The sequence below is a fragment of the Acidovorax sp. SRB_14 genome (assembly GCF_012932145.1).
Classification (GTDB): domain Bacteria; phylum Pseudomonadota; class Gammaproteobacteria; order Burkholderiales; family Burkholderiaceae_C; genus Simplicispira.
Map to the genome: position 1 here is coordinate 1 of NZ_MWOK01000011.1, position 15637 is coordinate 15637.

Consider the following 15637-nt stretch of genomic DNA (forward strand, 5'->3'; position numbering starts at 1 on the left):
CTGCGCAGCTCGGCGCGGCCGCCCTGCGCCACCAGCACCGCGCCCTGGTCGCCGGGCGGGGCCGCCGCCACGCCCGGCATGCCCTGGGCAGGGGCACGCAGCGCCGCCTGGGGCAGCACCAGGGCGCTGTCGCGCCGCCCGGTCTCGACCTCGACCGACAGCGTCATGTCCTCGCGCAGGAAGGCCGGCGCCGGCCCGGCCAGCGCGAATTTGGCCTCGATGGCGCCACGCTGCGCATCGACGGCCGGGGCAATCGTCAGTACGCGCGCGGCAAAGCGCTGGTCGGGAAAGGCGTCGGCCACGACCGTGGCGGGCTGCCCGGGCCGCAGCTGGTCGAGAAAGCGCTCGTCCACCTGGGCGACGAGCTGCGTCGGCCCGGCCAGCGCCAGGCTCAGCAGGGCCTTGCCCGGCTGCACGATCTGTCCGGGCTCCACCGCGCGCACCAGCACGCGCGCATCGGTCGGCGCACGCAGCAGGGTTTGCGCCAGCCGTGCGCGCGCGGCCGCCGTGGCGGCGCGCGCCACGTCGAGCTGCGCCTGGGCCTGCACCACGTCGGTGCCGGTGTCGGCGCTGGCCTGCCGCTGCGCGCGTGCGCCGGCCTCCTGGGCCTGCGCCACGGCCGCAGCGCGGCCCGCCTCGTCAAGCTGCGCGGCGCTGTAGAAACCCTGCGCCACCAGCTGGCGCGCCCGCGCCAGCGCGGCGTCGGCTGCACGCCGTGTGGCCTCGGCCTGCGCCAGGGCCGCCTGCGACGTCGCACGCCCGCTGCCGCGCAGGCCGGCCAGGTGCGCGCGCGCCTGCTGCTCTGCCGCCTCGGCCTGCGCCAGCGCGGCGCGCCATTCGCTGTCTTCGAGTTGCACCAGCGTGTCGCCGGCGCGCACCGCCGCGCCTTCGGTCACCAGCACCTGGGCCACGCGGCCGGTGAGGGTGCTGCCCACGTCCACGCGCGAGAGCGTGGCCACGCGCGCCGAAAACTGCAGCGTGCGCACCAGGGGCGCGCGCCGCACTTCCACCACCTCCACGGCGGGGCCCCGCAGCCACACCGCGCCCGCCACCGCGAGGCCGGCCAGCACCAGCGCTGCCGCCGGCAGCCACAGTGCCCACCGGCGCCGCATCACGGCAGCGCGCCCGCGTCGAACACTGCGCCGCTTGCCTGCGGCGGCGCCACGCCCAGGTGGCGGTAGGCGGCCAGCGTGGCGATGCGCCCGCGCGGCGTGCGCTGCAGATAGCCCTGCTGGATCAGGTAGGGCTCGATCACGTCCTCGATGGTTCCGGCCTCTTCGCCAATGCTGGCGGCGATGTTGTCCAGCCCCACGGGCCCGCCGTCGAAGCGGTGGATCAGCGCTTCGAGCAGCTTGCGGTCCATCACGTCGAAGCCCTGCGGATCGACGTCGAGCATGGCCAGCGCGCGGTTGGCGATGTCGAGCGTGATGCGCCCCGAGCCCTTGACCTCGGCGTAGTCGCGCACCCGGCGCAGCAGCCGGTTGGCGATGCGCGGCGTGCCGCGCGAGCGGCGCGCCAGCTCGAAGCCGCCTTCTTCGTCCATGGGCGTGCCCAGCAGGCCGGCGCTGCGCCGGACGATGCGCGCCAGCTCGTCGGGCGTATAGAACTCTAGCCGCGCGACGATGCCGAAGCGGTCGCGCAGCGGGTTGGTGAGCATGCCGGCGCGCGTCGTGGCACCCACCAGCGTGAAGGGCTGCAGGTCGAGCTTGATCGAGCGCGCCGCCGGCCCCTCGCCGATCATGATGTCGATCTGGTAGTCCTCGAGCGCGGGGTAGAGGATTTCCTCCACCACGGGGCTCAGGCGGTGGATCTCGTCGATGAACAGCACATCGTTGGCTTCGAGGTTGGTCAGCAGCGCCGCCAGGTCCTTGGGCTTTTCGAGCACCGGGCCGCTGGTCTGGCGCAGGTTCACGCCCAGCTCGGCGGCAATGATGTGGGAGAGCGTGGTCTTGCCCAGGCCGGGCGGGCCAAACAGCAGCACGTGGTCGAGCGCCTCGCCGCGTTTCTTGGCCGCGCCGATGAAGATTTCAAGTTGCTCGCGCGCTTTGGCCTGGCCGACGTATTCATCGAGCAGCTTGGGGCGCAGCGCGCGCTCGATGGCTTCTTCCTGGGGCGACGCCGGAACGGCGGAAATCATGCGCTTGTGCGGCGCGGGGGCGAAATCGTCGGTCTGAATGCTCATGCCATGCGGGGCCCGTGCGGGCCGTGGTCCTTCGGGGTCAAGGGGGGGGCGGGCTGGCCGCGTCGGGCTTCAGCCAGGTTTTGAGGGCGGCGTGGAACGCCAGGTCAAAGCGGCCGAAGCGCTCGTCGCCGCCGGGGTTCTGGCAGCTGGCGACGCCGCCCAGCAGCTGGCCCGCGATGTAGCGCCGGGGGCCGATGGGCAGGAACAGGCCCGCGCCGCTGCTGCCGCCCTCGGTGGTACCGGTGCTCCAGCCCACGGTCAGGAAGCGCCCGGTCTGCGGCGTGCTGGCCGTGCAGGCCTCGAGCGTGCAGTTCTCGAACCGCCGCACCGCGCCTTCGTTGAGCTTTTGCAGGTCGCCCTCGGGGTGGTGGATGCTCGCGACGGCGGCGCCCGCGTCCACGGCGCCAAAGTACGAGCCCGCAAACACGATGCCCGCGGGCGGCGGTGCGTTCAGGCGCATGAAGGCGGTGTCGGTGGCGGCTTCGGCGTAGAGCAGGGCCGCGCCGCCATGCAGGCGCTGCGCGCCGGCGTAGGGCTGGCCGCTGTTGCATGCCGAGGCACGGTAGAACCAGTCGGTGGACAGCGAAGACGCGGCGGCCTGCGTCGAGATGCAGTGGTGCGCCGAGAGGAAATACGGCGTGGCGCTGAAGTTCGCGTCGTTGAGCAGCGTGCCCGTGCACAAAAAGGCGCGGCCATCGGCTTCCATGAACAGCATGCGGGCGACCGAGCGGCTCTCGGCGCTGTATTCGGGCCGGCAGGTGACGTCGACGTTGCAGCTGCCCGCTTCACCCACCTTGGCCAGAGAGGGGTTGGCCACCTGATCGGGGGCGACGAAAAAATGCGAGAGCGTGGGCACCGCCAGGTCCAGCCGGTCCAGGTCGGCACCGGCCGGCAGTTCCAGCTCCAGCGTGGTTTCGGCGCCGCCAAAATCTGGACTCCAGTAGGTGCGCGCGGCCTCGCCCTCCTCGCCGGCCTGCCGGTTGCGCGCCAGGGTGCGCAGCACCTCGTCGCCCGACACCTCGAACACCTGCGCGCCGGCCTGGCCGTAAAAGCGCAGCACGGCGCCGGCCGGCAGATCGCGCACGCGCAGGCCCAGGCGGACGCCGTGCGCGCCTTCGGCTTCGAAGCTGAGGGCGGCGCGCTGCGTGCCGCGCCCGCTGTCCTGCCACTGCAGCTGCGCGCGCAGGGCCGCCGCCGTGGCGGTCGCGCTCACGGCACGGGCCACGCCGATCTGCTGGCGCGCGCCCTTGCCCAGGGCCGCTGCAGCCTTCTTCGGCAGGGGCAGCGCGCTCGCCGCGAGCGGCCCGAGCCGCACGGACGCCGCCGCCAGCGCCGGCAGGGGCGCAAGCTCCGCGGCTGCAAGCGCCTTGCGGGTGCGGCCCACCGCGGGGTCAAACGGCTCGATGCGGTCGGCCGATGGCACAAACGCCGTGGCCGGCTCGGGCGTGCCGCCCCCGCCGCACGCCGCCAGCCCCAGCGCGGCCGCCACGGCACCGATCCACTGCAGAGTTCTCGAGGTCGTCATGGCTGCCCTTTCCAGGTCACCCCGTCACGCACTTGGGCTCATTTCCCCAGCGATTTCAACGCCAGCCGGATGCCCTCGCTCACGCCCACGTCGGGCGGCAGCGCCTTGAGCGCGGCCGCCGCTTCCTTGTCGTTGTACCCCAGCGCCAGCAGCGCCTGCAAGATATCGGCCTGCGCCTCGGTGCTCGCATGGGCATGCGCGCTGCCCATGTCGGCGCCGAGCTTGCCCTTGAGTTCGAGCAGCAGCCGCTCGGCGGTCTTCTTGCCGATGCCCGGCACCTTCACCAGGCGGCCCGCCTCCTGCAGCGTGATGGCCTGGGCCAGGTCGGCCACGCCCATGCCGCTGAGGATGCCCAGCGCCGTGCGCGGGCCGACCCCCGCGACCTTGATCAGCTCGCGGAACGTGGCGCGCTCGGGCGCGCTGCCAAAGCCGTAGAGCAGCTGTGCGTCCTCGCGCACGATGAACTGGGTCAGCAGGCTGACGCGCTCGCCGGCGGCCGGCAGGTTGTAGAAGGTGCTCATGGGCACCTGCACTTCATAGCCCACGCCAGCGCAGTCCACCAGCACCTCGGGCGGGTTCTTCTCCAGCAGGGTGCCGGTCAATTTGCCTATCATTGCAGTCCTTTGCCGCCGGTTGGCAGCCATCGTCCGGAATTATCAGCTTGATCCTGCGCCACACCTTCACCCCCCACAACAACACGCGCCTGGCGCACCTGTGCGGCCCCGCCGACAGCCACCTGCGCACCATCGAGGCGGCGCTGCAGGTGGGCATTGCGCACCGGCACGAGCAGTTCAAGGTGGACGGCCCCAAGGCGCGCGCCACGCAGGCGATGGAGGTGCTGCAGGCGGTCTACGAAATGGCCGATCGCCCGATCAGCGAGGACCACCTGCAGCTGATGCTGGCCGGCGACAGCAGCATGAGCGACGCCGACGCCACGGCCACCGCGCTGGTCACGCGCCGCGCCGACCTGCGCGCGCGCACGCCCACGCAGGCCCAGTACCTCGAGAACATCGCCACGCACGACATCACCTTCGGCATCGGCCCGGCCGGCACTGGCAAGACCTACCTGGCCGTGGCCTGCGCGGTCGATGCGCTCGAGCGCAACGCCGTGCAGCGCATCGTGCTCACGCGCCCGGCCGTCGAGGCCGGCGAGCGCCTGGGCTTCCTGCCCGGCGACCTGGCGCAGAAGGTCGACCCTTACCTGCGCCCGCTGTACGACGCGCTCTACGAGCTCATGGGCTACGACAAGGTGATGAAGGCCTTCGAGCGCAACGCGCTCGAGATCGCGCCGCTGGCCTTCATGCGCGGGCGCACGCTGAACAACGCCTTCGTCATCCTCGACGAGGCACAGAACACCACACCCGAGCAGATGAAGATGTTCCTCACGCGCATCGGCTTTGGCGCGCGCGCCGTGGTGACCGGCGACGTCAGCCAGATCGACTTACCGAAGGGCGCCCTGAGCGGCCTGATCGAGGCCGAGCGCGTCTTGAAGCGTGTCAAGGGCATCGCCGTCACGCGCTTCACCAGCGCCGATGTGGTGCGCCACCCGCTGGTCGCGCGCATCGTCGATGCCTACGACGCCGCCGGGCGCTCCAGCGTGGTGCGCAAGCGCAGCACCGACTGAGACAACCCCTTATTTCATAGCTGAACGCGCTTGCTGGATAAGCGTTTGAGGCCAAAAACACCCCCGACCATGCCCTTGCCCGACCTCACGCTGTCCCTGCAGTTCGCACGCTTTGACGGGGCCGCCGGACACCGCGCCGCCCTGCCGCGCCACAAGGTGGCGCGCTGGATCCGCCACGCGCTGGCGCTGGACGCCGAAATCACCGTGCGCATCGTCGGCGCCGAGGAAGGCCAGCAGCTCAACCGCGACTACCGCCACAAGGACTACGCCACCAACGTGCTGACCTTCGACTACGCGCAGCAGCCCGTGGTCATGGCCGACCTCGTGCTGTGCGCCCCCGTGGTGGCGCGCGAAGCGGAGGAACAGAACAAGTCCCTCGAAGAACACTACGCGCACCTGCTGGTGCACGGCGCGCTGCACGCCCAGGGCTGGGACCACGAGACCAGCGCCGTCGACGCCGACGAGATGGAGGCCTACGAGACGGCCATCCTGCAGGAACTGGGTTTTGCCGACCCTTACGCCAAATAGGCTGGAAACGCTGGCTGGACGGACGCTGGAAGCTATGGTTTTGTGAGCCACATGGGGCAACTCGGCCCCACTTGGATGCCCGCAGCCGATGGCGCGGGCATTGTGATTGCCACGGCGCCGGCCTCCCGGCCGGCCCGGGGTCTTGCGGGCCGCGCAGGGCCTTGCGCCAGACGCCGCCGCAGCCACGCACTGAAGCGCACCGGCCCGGCCATTGCGGCCGCGCCCGCAAAGCAATCCAACCTTTCTTGCATGCAATCGACTCTTTTTTTGGCGCAATTTGTACCTAAGATCGCCGCAATGACCGGGGACACACCCCGACCTTGAAGGAGACACGTTGGATACCGCCCTGCTGCTCACCGCCGCGTTCGTCGCTGGCGCCCTCAATGCCGTCGCCGGTGGCGGCAGTTTTCTGACCCTGCCGGCGCTGGTGTTCGTCGGCGTGCCGCCGGTCGTGGCCAATGCCACCGGCACGGTGGCGCTGCTGCCGGGCTACATGGCGGGCGCCTGGGGGTTCCGCGAAGACACGCAGGCGCCGCCGGGCCTGTCGATGGCGCGGCTGGTGGTGCTGTCGCTGGTCGGCGGCGCGCTCGGGGCGGCGCTGCTGCTGGTGACGTCCGACGCCACCTTCTCGATCGTCGTGCCGTGGCTGCTGCTGGCGGCCACCGTGCTGTTCGCCTTCGGCCCGCGACTGCGCCAGATGCTGGCCGGCGCCAAGCCCACGTCGCCGACCAAGGCCGCCATCAGCGTGCTGGCCGTGGCCGTGTACGGCGGCTACTTCAACGGCGGCCTGGGCATCCTGCTGCTGGCGCTGTTCGGCCTGCTCGGGCAGACCCAGCTCAACGCCATGAACGGCCTGAAGAACCTGGTCTCGGCGCTGCTCACCGCCATTGCCGTGGCGGTGTATGCGGCCGGCGGCGTGGTGCAGTGGCCCGACGCCTTGATGATGATGGTGGCCGCCACCGCGGGCGGCTACGGCGGCGCGCGCGTGGCGCGGCGCATTCCGCCGGTCTGGCTGCGCGGCGGCATCGTGGCCACGGGGCTGGTGATGACGGCGCTGTTCTTCTGGCGGCAATAGGCGCGGGCGACTGCCGCTCTTGCTGGGTGCACCGGACGCCTTGAAAACAAGGATGAAATAGGCCTCTAACGCTTATCCTATAAGCGCTAGCAGCTATTCTTTTGATATCAGGCCAGCGACTGGCCCAGTTTGCGCAGAAAGCGCTCGCAGGCCTCGAGCTGCGCCGGCTCGACGAACTCGTTGGGCTTGTGCGCCTGCTCGATCGCACCGGGGCCGCAGACGATGGTCGGGATGCCGATGTTCTGGAACAGCCCCGCCTCGGTGCCGTAGGCCACCTTGCGCGTGGTGCGGTCCTCGGTCAGGGCGCGCACCAGCTGCGTGATGGCGGCCTGCTCGGAGGCTTCCAGCGCCGGCGCCGATGCGCCCATGGCGATGTCGATGCGCGCCTCGGCAAACTCCTGGCGCATGCGCGGCAGCAGTTCCTGCTGCACGTACTCGTCGACCTGGCTTTGGATGCTGTCGGCCAACATGCCGGGCAGGTTGCGGAATTCGTAGTTGAACTCGCACAGCTCGGGGATGGTGTTGACGGCGATGCCGCCCTGGATCTGGTTGGTGGTCAGCGTGGTGAAGGGCACGTCGTAGAACGCGTCGTACGGGCCCTGCGCCTTGTAGTGGTCGGCGATGTCGCGGATGCGGCAGATCAGGCGCGCGGCGTATTCGATGGCGTTGCAGCCGCGCGGCGTGAGCGACGAATGCGCCGCCCGGCCGTGCACGCGGCAGCGGTACAGGTTGATGCCCTTGTGCGCCACCACCACCTGCATGCCGGTGGGCTCGCCGACCACGCAGCCGTCGGCCTTGAGGCCCTGGCGCTGCAGCTCGGCCAGCATCACCGGGGCGCCCGCGCAGCCCACCTCTTCGTCGTACGAGAACGCCAGGTGCAGCGGCTTGCTGCGCGGCATGGCCAGAAACTCCGGCACCAGGGCCATCGACGCGGCAATGAAACCCTTCATGTCGGCCGTGCCACGGCCATAGAGGAGCCCTGCGCGCTCGGTCAGGGCAAACGGCGGGCTGTCCCACTCCTGGCCGTCCACCGGCACCACGTCGGTGTGGCCCGACAGCACGATGCCGCCCTGCGTCTGGCCATCCTGGGCCGGCAGGGTGGCAAACAGGTTGGCCTTGTCGCCGGCGGGCGAGTGGATCAGCTGCGCTGCCACGCCGTGGCCGGCCAGCGCGTCGCGCAGGCATTCGATCAGGCCCAGGTTGGAGTTGCGGCTGGTGGTGTCCATCGCCACCAGCGTTTCGAGCCAGGCGCGTGTGTTCATGGTGCTTCACCCAAAAACAAAGAAGGAAGTTTACGCCTGTCCATCCGCGCAAACAGCAGGCGTAGACTGCACTTCCTGCCATGTTCAGGAGTGCCCATCATGCCGACACCCGCCGTCCAGAAACGCAGCATCCTCGCCGCGGTGATTGGCAACGCACTCGAGTGGTACGACTTTCTCGTGTTCGCGTTCATGACGCCCATCGTCGCCAAGCTGTTCTTCCCGAGCAATCCGGCAGACCCCAGCAACAACCTCAACCAGATCCTGCTGACCACCGCCGTGTTCGGCGTGGGATTTTTCATGCGCCCGGTCGGCGGCATCGTGCTCGGGCTCTATGGCGACCGCAAGGGGCGCAAGGCCGCCATGGTCATGGTGACCGGCCTGATGGCCGTGGCCATCGCACTGATCACCGTGGCGCCCACCTACGCCGCGGTGGGCCTGCTGGCGCCACTGTTCATCGTGCTCGCGCGCCTGCTGCAGGGCTTTGCCGCCGGCGGCGAATTCGGCACCTCGACGGCCCTGCTGATCGAGCTGGCACCGACCGGCCAGCGCGGTTTCTATGGTTCCTGGCAGATGACCGGGCAGATGATGGCCTTGCTCATTGGCGCCGCCATCGGCACGCTGATCACCGACATCTTCACGCCGGAGCAGCTCATGGCCTGGGCCTGGCGCATACCGTTCGCCATGGGCCTGCTGATCGTGCCCGTGGCCATCTACATCCGCCGCCACGTCGAAGAGCCCGAGGCCTTCCAGCGCCTGCAGGCGGCCAAGGCCAAAGGCGAGGTGAAGAACGTCGGGCTGCTGGAGATGCTGCGCACGCACACGCGCGAAACGCTGGTCGGCATGGGCCTGGTGGTCACGGCCACGGTCAGCATCTACATCACCTTCACCTACCTGGTGACCTACTCCACCGTCACGCTCAAGCTGCCGCTGCACGACACCTTCCTGGTGCAGATGGCGGGTGCGGCGCTGATGGTGGTGCTGATGCCGTTTGCCGGCGCCTGGTCGGACCGCGTGGGCCGCCGCCCGCTGGTCACCGGCTCGCTGATCGGCTACCTGGCCGTGCTGTACCCGCTGTATGCCTGGCTGACCAGCGACCCCAGCATTGCCCGGCTGATGGCGGTGCAGGTGGTCGTGTGCCTGTTCGTGTCGGTGTTCTTCGGCGTGTTCAGCACGGTGCTGGCCGAGCTGTTTCCGGCCAACGTGCGCTCCATCGGCATGTCCATGGCCTACAACATCGCGGTGATGGTGTTCGGCGGCTTTGCGCAGTTCATCGTCACCTGGCTGATCCGCGAAACCGGCTCGCCCATGGCGCCGGCGTTCTACGTGATGTTCGGCGTGGCGCTGGGCGTGATCGCGTCGTTCTTCATCACCGAACGCGCGCACGAACAAACCATAGACCACCACTGACCCCCGGGCCTGCCGGGCACGCGGCCTGCCAGCGCTCAGCGCGGCTGGAAGGCGATCAGCCCCATGCCCAGCAGCGCCACCACCACGCCGGCCACGTCCCAGGCCGAGGGGCGCACGCCGTCGACCACCCACAGCCACACCATCGCCGCGCCGATGTAGACGCCGCCATAGGCGGCATAGACCCGGCCCGATGCGGCATCGTGCAAGGTCAGCAGCCAGGCGAACAGCGCCAGGCTGGCCGCTGCGGGGATCAGCAGCCACACCGGGCCGTGCTGGCGCAGCCACAGCCAGGGCAGGTAGCAGCCAACGATCTCGGCCAGCGCCGTGGCCAGGTAAAGGAGGAAGGTTTTCACGCGGCCGCGTTGCCGTTGCCCGCCGGCGCCATGCGCAGCGGAATGGTCACCGGGCCGTCATTGACCAGGTGCACCTGCATGTCGGCGGCGAACGCGCCCGTGGCGACCTCGGCATGCGCCGCACGAGCCTCCGCCACGAAATGGTCGTACAGGCGCCGGCCTTCCTCGGGCGCGGCGGCCTGGGTGAAGCTGGGCCGGTTGCCACCCGTGGTGTCGGCCGCCAGCGTGAACTGGCTGACGATGAGCAGGCCGCCGCCGCTGTCCTGCACGCTGCGGTTCATCTTGCCGGCGGCATCGCTGAAGATGCGCAGCCTGAGCAGCTTGGCCAGCAGGCGGTCGGCCTCGGCTTCGGTGTCGCCGCGTTCGGCGCACACCAGCACCAGCAGGCCGGGGCCGATGCTTCCGACGATCTGCCCCGCCACTTCGACGCGCGCCTCGCGCACGCGCTGCAGCAGGCCGATCATTCGCCGTCCGCCACCAGCCGTGCCTTGACGCTCTTGCCCTTGACGCGGCCGGCGTTGAGGCGCGAGGCCACCTGCGGCGCAATGCCGCGCTCGACCGCCACGTAGGTCGAGAACTCGTTGACGTTGATCTTGCCGACCTGCGCGCGGGTGAAGCCCATCTCGCCGGTGAGCGCGCCCAGCACGTCGCCGGCGCGGATCTTTTCCTTGCGCCCGCCAATGATCTGCACCGTCGCCATCGGCGGCACCAGCGGGCCCGTGCCCGTGGGCGTGAGTTCCGAGAGCGGGTGCCACTGCGATGCGCGGCCCTGCAGCACCTCGATCTTGCCGACGCTGCCCATCTCGTCCATGCTGACCAGGTTGAGCGCCAGGCCTTCGGCGTCGCCCCGGCCGGTGCGGCCGATGCGGTGGATGTGCACCTCGGGGTCGGGCGTCACGTCGACGTTGATGACGGCGGCGAGGTCGGCAATGTCGAGGCCGCGCGCGGCCACGTCGGTGGCGACCAGCACCGAGCAGCTGCGGTTGGCGAACTGCACCAGCACCTGGTCGCGCTCGCGCTGCTCGAGCTCGCCAAACAACGCCAGCGCACTGAAGCCCTGGGCCTGCAGCACGGCGACCAGGTCGCGGCACTGCTGCTTGGTGTTGCAGAAGGCAATCGACGATTCGGGCCGGAAGTGGTTGAGCAGCTGCGACACCGCATGCAGGCGCTCGGAGTGGTTCACCTCGTACCAGCGCTGCGCGATCTTGCCGGCGCTGTGCTGCGCCTGCACCGTGATCTGCTGCGGGTTCTTCATGAACTGCTGGCTGAGCTTGGCGATGCCCTCGGGGTAGGTGGCCGAGAACAGCAGCGTCTGGCGGTCTTTGGGGCACTGGCGCGCCACGGTGGCGATGTCGTCGAAGAAACCCATGTCGAGCATGCGGTCGGCCTCGTCGAGCACCAGCGTGTTGAGCTGGTCGAGCGCAAGGTTCTCGCGCTCGAGGTGGTCCATCACGCGGCCGGGCGTGCCCACCACCACGTGCGCGCCGTGCGAGAGGCTTTGCGCCTGGCCGCGCAGCGGCACGCCGCCGCACAGCGTCACGACCTTGATGTTCTCCTCGGCGCGCGCCAGGCGGCGGATCTCGGCGCTGACCTGGTCGGCCAGCTCGCGCGTGGGGCACAGCACCAGCGCCTGCACGCCGAAGCAGCGCGGGTTCAGGCGCGCGAGCAGCGCCAGCGCAAAGGCGGCCGTCTTGCCGCTGCCGGTGCTGGCCTGGGCGATGAGGTCCTTGCCGAGCAGCGCGGCGGGCAGGCTCGCGGCCTGGATCGGGGTCATCTGCCGGTAGCCCAGCTGCTGCAGGTTCGCCAGGGTGGCGGGGCTGAGCGCCAGGGCGCTGAAGTCGTGTGCGCCGGGCGCGGTGGTGGAAGTCATGCCGCGATTATCGGGCTCGGCCCCCGGCGCGCTGTCCGCGGGCAGCGCAAACCCGGGGCGCGGCGCTGTGCATTTGGCATTAAGCTATTCGAAACCCCTTACCCGCCGGGACATGCCAGATACAGCGAATGCCCTCGCCCCCCAGAGCTTGAATGCGACGACCGCAGAGTCTTCCATGTTCAGGCTGATCGCAGACTCCGTCCCGGCGCTGATCGCGTATTTCGAGGTCGGCACGCTGGTGTGCCGCTTCGCCAACCAGGGCTATGCCAGCTACAACGGCCACACCACGCAATCGATCCTCGGCAAGACCGTCAAGGAGGCGATTGGCGATGCCGCCTGGGAAGCCATCCGCCCGCATGTCGACCGCTGCCTGCGCGGCGAGCACGTCAAATACGTGCGCGAACAAACCCTGCCCAGCGGCGCGCGGCGCATGATCGAGGTCAACCTGATCCCGCACTTCAACGAAGCGCGCACGCAGCTGGGCTCGTTCGTGCTCATCAGCGACATCACCCACCACTGGCTGGCCGAGCGCCTCGTGCGCGAAAGCGAAGAGCGCATGCGCAAGTTTGCCGCGGCCACCGAAGAAGCCATCGTGTTCCACCAGGGCGGCACCATCATCGATGGCAACGACGCGCTGCAGCGCCTCAGCGGCTACCCGCTGGCGCAGATCCTCGGGCGCAGCACGCAGGAGTTCCTCGCGCCGCGCTACCGTGCCCTGTCGGCCGCCTATCTGCTGCGGGGCGACGAGTACCTGTACGAGGCCGCCCTGGTGCACCGCGACGGGCACGAGGTGCCGGTGGAAATCGTCGGCAAGAACATGCCCCAGCAGGGCGCCAGCTACCGCATCGCCGTGCTGCGCGACATCAGCGTGCGCAAGACGGCGCAACAGCGCGAGGCCTTCATCGCCCTGCACGACACCCTGACGCAGCTGCCCAACCGGCGCCACCTCATGGAGCAACTGCAAAGCACCGTCGAGCAGGCGCAGCGCACGCACAGCCAGGTGGCCGTGCTGTTCATCGACCTGGACCACTTCAAGACCGTCAACGATTCGCTGGGCCACCAGGCCGGCGACCAGCTGCTGTGCGAGATGGCCCGGCGCCTGCGCGCCGCCGTGCGACCCCAGGACATGGTCGCACGCCTGGGCGGCGACAAGTTCGTCGCCGTGCTGGCCACGCTGCAGGACGCGGCCCAGGCCGCCGCCATGGCCGAGGCGCTGCGCCAGGCGGTGTGCGAGCCCACCACGCTGAACGACACGCTGCTGAGCCTCTCGCCCTCGATCGGCATCAGCCTCTATCCGGGCGACAGCACCGACACCGCCGAGCTGCTGCGCCACGCCGATGCCGCGATGTACCACGCCAAGGCCAGCGGGCGCGGCAACTGCCAGTTCTACGCTCCCACCATGGCCGGCCGGGCCACCGAGGTGCTGCAGCACGAGCGCCTGCTGCGCGACGCCATTGCCCAGCAGGCCTTCGTCCTGCACTACCAGCCCCAGGTGCGGCTGGACGACGGCGCGCTGGTCGGGCTGGAGGCGCTGGTGCGCTGGCAGCACCCCGAACGCGGCCTGGTCGGGCCCGACGAGTTCATCGGCCTGGCGGAGTCGCGCGGGCTCATCACGCCGATCGGCCGCTGGGTCCTGCACGCGGCCTGCCACCAGCTCAAGGCCTGGCAGGCGCAGGGGCTGGCTTTGGTGCCGGTGGCCGTGAACCTGTCGGCGCTGGAGTTCCGCCAGCGCGACGTGGTGGCGGAAATCGCCGCCGTGCTCCAGGCCACGGGCCTGGAGCCGCGCTTTCTCGACATCGAGCTGACCGAGTCCGTGCTCATGCACCACTCGCAGCAGGGCCTGGACACGCTCAAGGCGCTCAAGGCGCTCGGCGTCGGGCTGGCGATCGACGACTTCGGCACCGGCTACTCGTCGCTCGCCTACCTCAAGCGCTACCCCATCGACAAGCTCAAGATCGACCGCTCCTTCGTGATGGACACGCCCGGCAGCGCCGACGACGTGGCCATCGTGACCGCCATCGTCCAGATGGGCCGCAGCCTGCAGCTGCAGACCGTGGCCGAGGGCGTCGAGACCGAGGCCCAGCTCGCGCTCCTGCGCCAGCTCGGCTGCGACATGGTGCAAGGCCATGCCATCGCCCGGCCCATGGACGCCGCGGGCACCGGCGCGTGGCTGCAGGCGCGCTGACAGGCTGCGGGCCCTGCGCCGGGGCGGTCACGGCGCCGTCAAGAATCTGACGGCACCATCCTCCACAATAGGGTCCATGCCCGACATCGCCGCCTTCATCGCCCCCACCCGCCACACCGACCCCGACGCGGCCCTGGCCCAGGTTCGCCGCATCTACGACCAGCAAATCGAGCACCTTCGCTCGGCCATGCAGCGCTTCGTCGCCGGCGAGAGCCCGGCGCGCGCCGTGCGGGCGTTCTACCCGTTCGTGCGCGTGCACACCACCACCGTGGCGCGCGCCGACACCACGCTGGCCTATGGCTTCGTCGAAGGCCCGCCGGGGCGCTACGAAACCACGCTGACCCGCCCCGACCTGTTTGGCAGCTACTACGCCGAGCAGTTCCGGCTGCTGCGCAAAAGCCATGGCGTGGAGCTGGAGGTGGGCACCAGCACGCACCCGATCCCGATCCACTTCTCGTTTGCCGAGCACGACCACATCGAGGGCACGCTCAGCCCCGAGCGGCGCATGCTGATGCGCGACCTGTTCGACCTGCCCGACCTGGCCGCCATGGACGACGGCATCGCCAACGGCACCTGGCATGCGCGCCCGGGCGAAGCGCAGCCGCTGGCCTTGTTCACGGCGCCGCGCGTGGACTATTCGCTGCACCGCCTGCGCCACTACACCGGTACGGCCCCCGAGTGGTTCCAGAACTTCGTGCTGTTCACCAACTACCAGTTCTACATCGACGAGTTCGTGCGCCTGGGCCATGCCGAGATGGCCAAGCCCGACAGCGAATACATCGCCTTCATCGAGCCCGGCAACGTCATCACGCGCCGCAGCGGCCTCGTGCCGCAGGAGGGCGACGAACTGGGGGTGCCGCCGCCGCGCCTGCCGCAAATGCCGGCCTACCACCTGATGCGCGCCGACCGCAGCGGCACGACCATGGTCAACATCGGCGTCGGCCCGGCCAACGCCAAGACCATCACCGACCACATCGCCGTGCTGCGCCCGCACGCCTGGATGATGCTGGGCCACTGCGCGGGCCTGCGCAACACGCAGCAGCTGGGCGACTATGTGCTGGCGCACGCCTATGTGCGCGAGGACCATGTGCTCGACGAAGAGCTGCCGCTGTGGGTGCCGATCCCGGCGCTGGCCGAGATCCAGCTCGCGCTGGAGCAGGCCGTGGCCGACGTGACGCAAATGGCCGGCCCCGACTTGAAGCGCGTGATGCGCACCGGCACCGTCGCCAGCACCGACAACCGCAACTGGGAGCTGCTGCCCGACAACCTGCCGCAGCGCCGCTTCAGCCAGAGCCGCGCGGTGGCGCTGGACATGGAGTCCGCGACCATCGCTGCCAACGGCTTTCGCTTCCGCGTGCCCTACGGCACCCTGCTGTGCGTGAGCGACAAGCCACTGCACGGCGAGATCAAGCTGCCCGGCATGGCCAACCACTTCTACCGCGAGCGCGTCGACCAGCACCTGCGCATCGGCATGCGCGCCATCGACATCCTGCGCGACGGCGGCACGCACCGCCTGCACAGCCGCAAGCTGCGCAGCTTCGCGGAAGTGGCGTTCCAGTAAACCCCAGCGCGCCGCGAAAACTATCGTTTTGATAGCTGTCAGCGCTTAACCCATCAGCGTTACAG

14 protein-coding genes are annotated in these 15637 nt (G+C 69.9%); 6 read left to right on the forward strand and 8 right to left on the reverse strand.

Annotation, left to right across the window (positions count from 1 at the left end; translation table 11 throughout):
- The 4 genes from B2J86_RS10180 to ruvA all read right to left on the reverse strand — a co-directional run.
- On the reverse strand, positions 1-1112 hold a 1112-nt coding region (locus tag B2J86_RS10180; protein ID WP_216842357.1), incomplete at its 3' end, for an efflux RND transporter periplasmic adaptor subunit.
- Positions 1112-2182, reverse strand: coding sequence for a Holliday junction branch migration DNA helicase RuvB (gene ruvB / locus B2J86_RS10185; protein ID WP_169170780.1), 1071 nt, complete (start codon positions 2180-2182; stop codon positions 1112-1114). The genes B2J86_RS10180 and ruvB, both read right to left, overlap by 1 nt.
- 37 nt (positions 2183-2219) lie before the next feature.
- Entirely contained in the window at positions 2220-3707 is a 1488-nt protein-coding gene (locus tag B2J86_RS10190) for a serine protease (RefSeq protein WP_173025470.1), read from the reverse strand.
- A 38-nt stretch (positions 3708-3745) separates the two neighbouring features.
- A complete protein-coding gene (ruvA, locus tag B2J86_RS10195; RefSeq protein WP_169170784.1) occupies positions 3746-4321 on the reverse strand; it encodes a Holliday junction branch migration protein RuvA in 576 nt (191 codons plus the stop codon).
- A gap of 47 nt (positions 4322-4368) precedes the next feature.
- Between ruvA and B2J86_RS10200 the strand changes: the two genes are divergently transcribed.
- The 3 genes from B2J86_RS10200 to B2J86_RS10210 all read left to right on the forward strand — a co-directional run bounded on the left by B2J86_RS10200 (position 4369) and on the right by B2J86_RS10210 (position 6934).
- On the forward strand, positions 4369-5331 hold the full coding sequence (locus B2J86_RS10200; RefSeq protein WP_169170783.1) for a PhoH family protein: 963 nt from the start codon (positions 4369-4371) through the stop codon (positions 5329-5331).
- Positions 5332-5400: 69 nt separating this feature from the next.
- On the forward strand, positions 5401-5859 hold the full coding sequence (gene ybeY, locus B2J86_RS10205) for an rRNA maturation RNase YbeY (protein ID WP_173025471.1): 459 nt from the start codon (positions 5401-5403) through the stop codon (positions 5857-5859).
- Between the two features lie 334 nt (positions 5860-6193).
- The gene (locus tag B2J86_RS10210) at positions 6194-6934 is read left to right on the forward strand and encodes a sulfite exporter TauE/SafE family protein (protein WP_173025472.1); all 741 of its coding nucleotides are present in this window, start codon (positions 6194-6196) and stop codon (positions 6932-6934) included.
- A gap of 107 nt (positions 6935-7041) precedes the next feature.
- On the opposite strand, the gene argE is transcribed toward B2J86_RS10210, so the two are convergent.
- Positions 7042-8196 (reverse strand): acetylornithine deacetylase, encoded by a 1155-nt coding sequence (argE, locus tag B2J86_RS10215; protein ID WP_173025473.1) that lies wholly within the window; start codon positions 8194-8196, stop codon positions 7042-7044.
- A gap of 99 nt (positions 8197-8295) precedes the next feature.
- Between argE and B2J86_RS10220 the strand changes: the two genes are divergently transcribed.
- On the forward strand, positions 8296-9603 hold the full coding sequence (locus B2J86_RS10220; protein WP_173025474.1) for an MFS transporter: 1308 nt from the start codon (positions 8296-8298) through the stop codon (positions 9601-9603).
- A 35-nt stretch (positions 9604-9638) separates the two neighbouring features.
- On the opposite strand, the gene B2J86_RS10225 is transcribed toward B2J86_RS10220, so the two are convergent.
- The 3 genes from B2J86_RS10225 to dbpA are packed head-to-tail and all read right to left on the reverse strand — an operon-like array spanning position 9639 to position 11826.
- Positions 9639-9956 (reverse strand): YnfA family protein, encoded by a 318-nt coding sequence (locus B2J86_RS10225; protein ID WP_173025475.1) that lies wholly within the window; start codon positions 9954-9956, stop codon positions 9639-9641.
- A complete protein-coding gene (dtd, locus tag B2J86_RS10230; protein WP_173025476.1) occupies positions 9953-10420 on the reverse strand; it encodes a D-aminoacyl-tRNA deacylase in 468 nt (155 codons plus the stop codon). Before dtd ends, B2J86_RS10225 begins: the two co-directional genes overlap by 4 nt.
- Complete coding sequence (gene dbpA, locus B2J86_RS10235; protein WP_173025477.1) at positions 10417-11826, reverse strand: ATP-dependent RNA helicase DbpA; 1410 nt, start codon at positions 11824-11826, stop codon at positions 10417-10419. Before dbpA ends, dtd begins: the two co-directional genes overlap by 4 nt.
- Before the next feature lie 175 nt (positions 11827-12001).
- Between dbpA and B2J86_RS10240 the strand changes: the two genes are divergently transcribed.
- Together B2J86_RS10240 and B2J86_RS10245 are read left to right on the forward strand one after the other, a co-directional pair.
- Complete coding sequence (locus tag B2J86_RS10240) at positions 12002-14011, forward strand: bifunctional diguanylate cyclase/phosphodiesterase (protein ID WP_173025478.1); 2010 nt, start codon at positions 12002-12004, stop codon at positions 14009-14011.
- Positions 14012-14087: 76 nt separating this feature from the next.
- The gene (locus tag B2J86_RS10245; protein WP_173025479.1) at positions 14088-15572 is read left to right on the forward strand and encodes an AMP nucleosidase; all 1485 of its coding nucleotides are present in this window, start codon (positions 14088-14090) and stop codon (positions 15570-15572) included.
- The last annotated feature ends 65 nt before the right edge of the window (positions 15573-15637 follow it).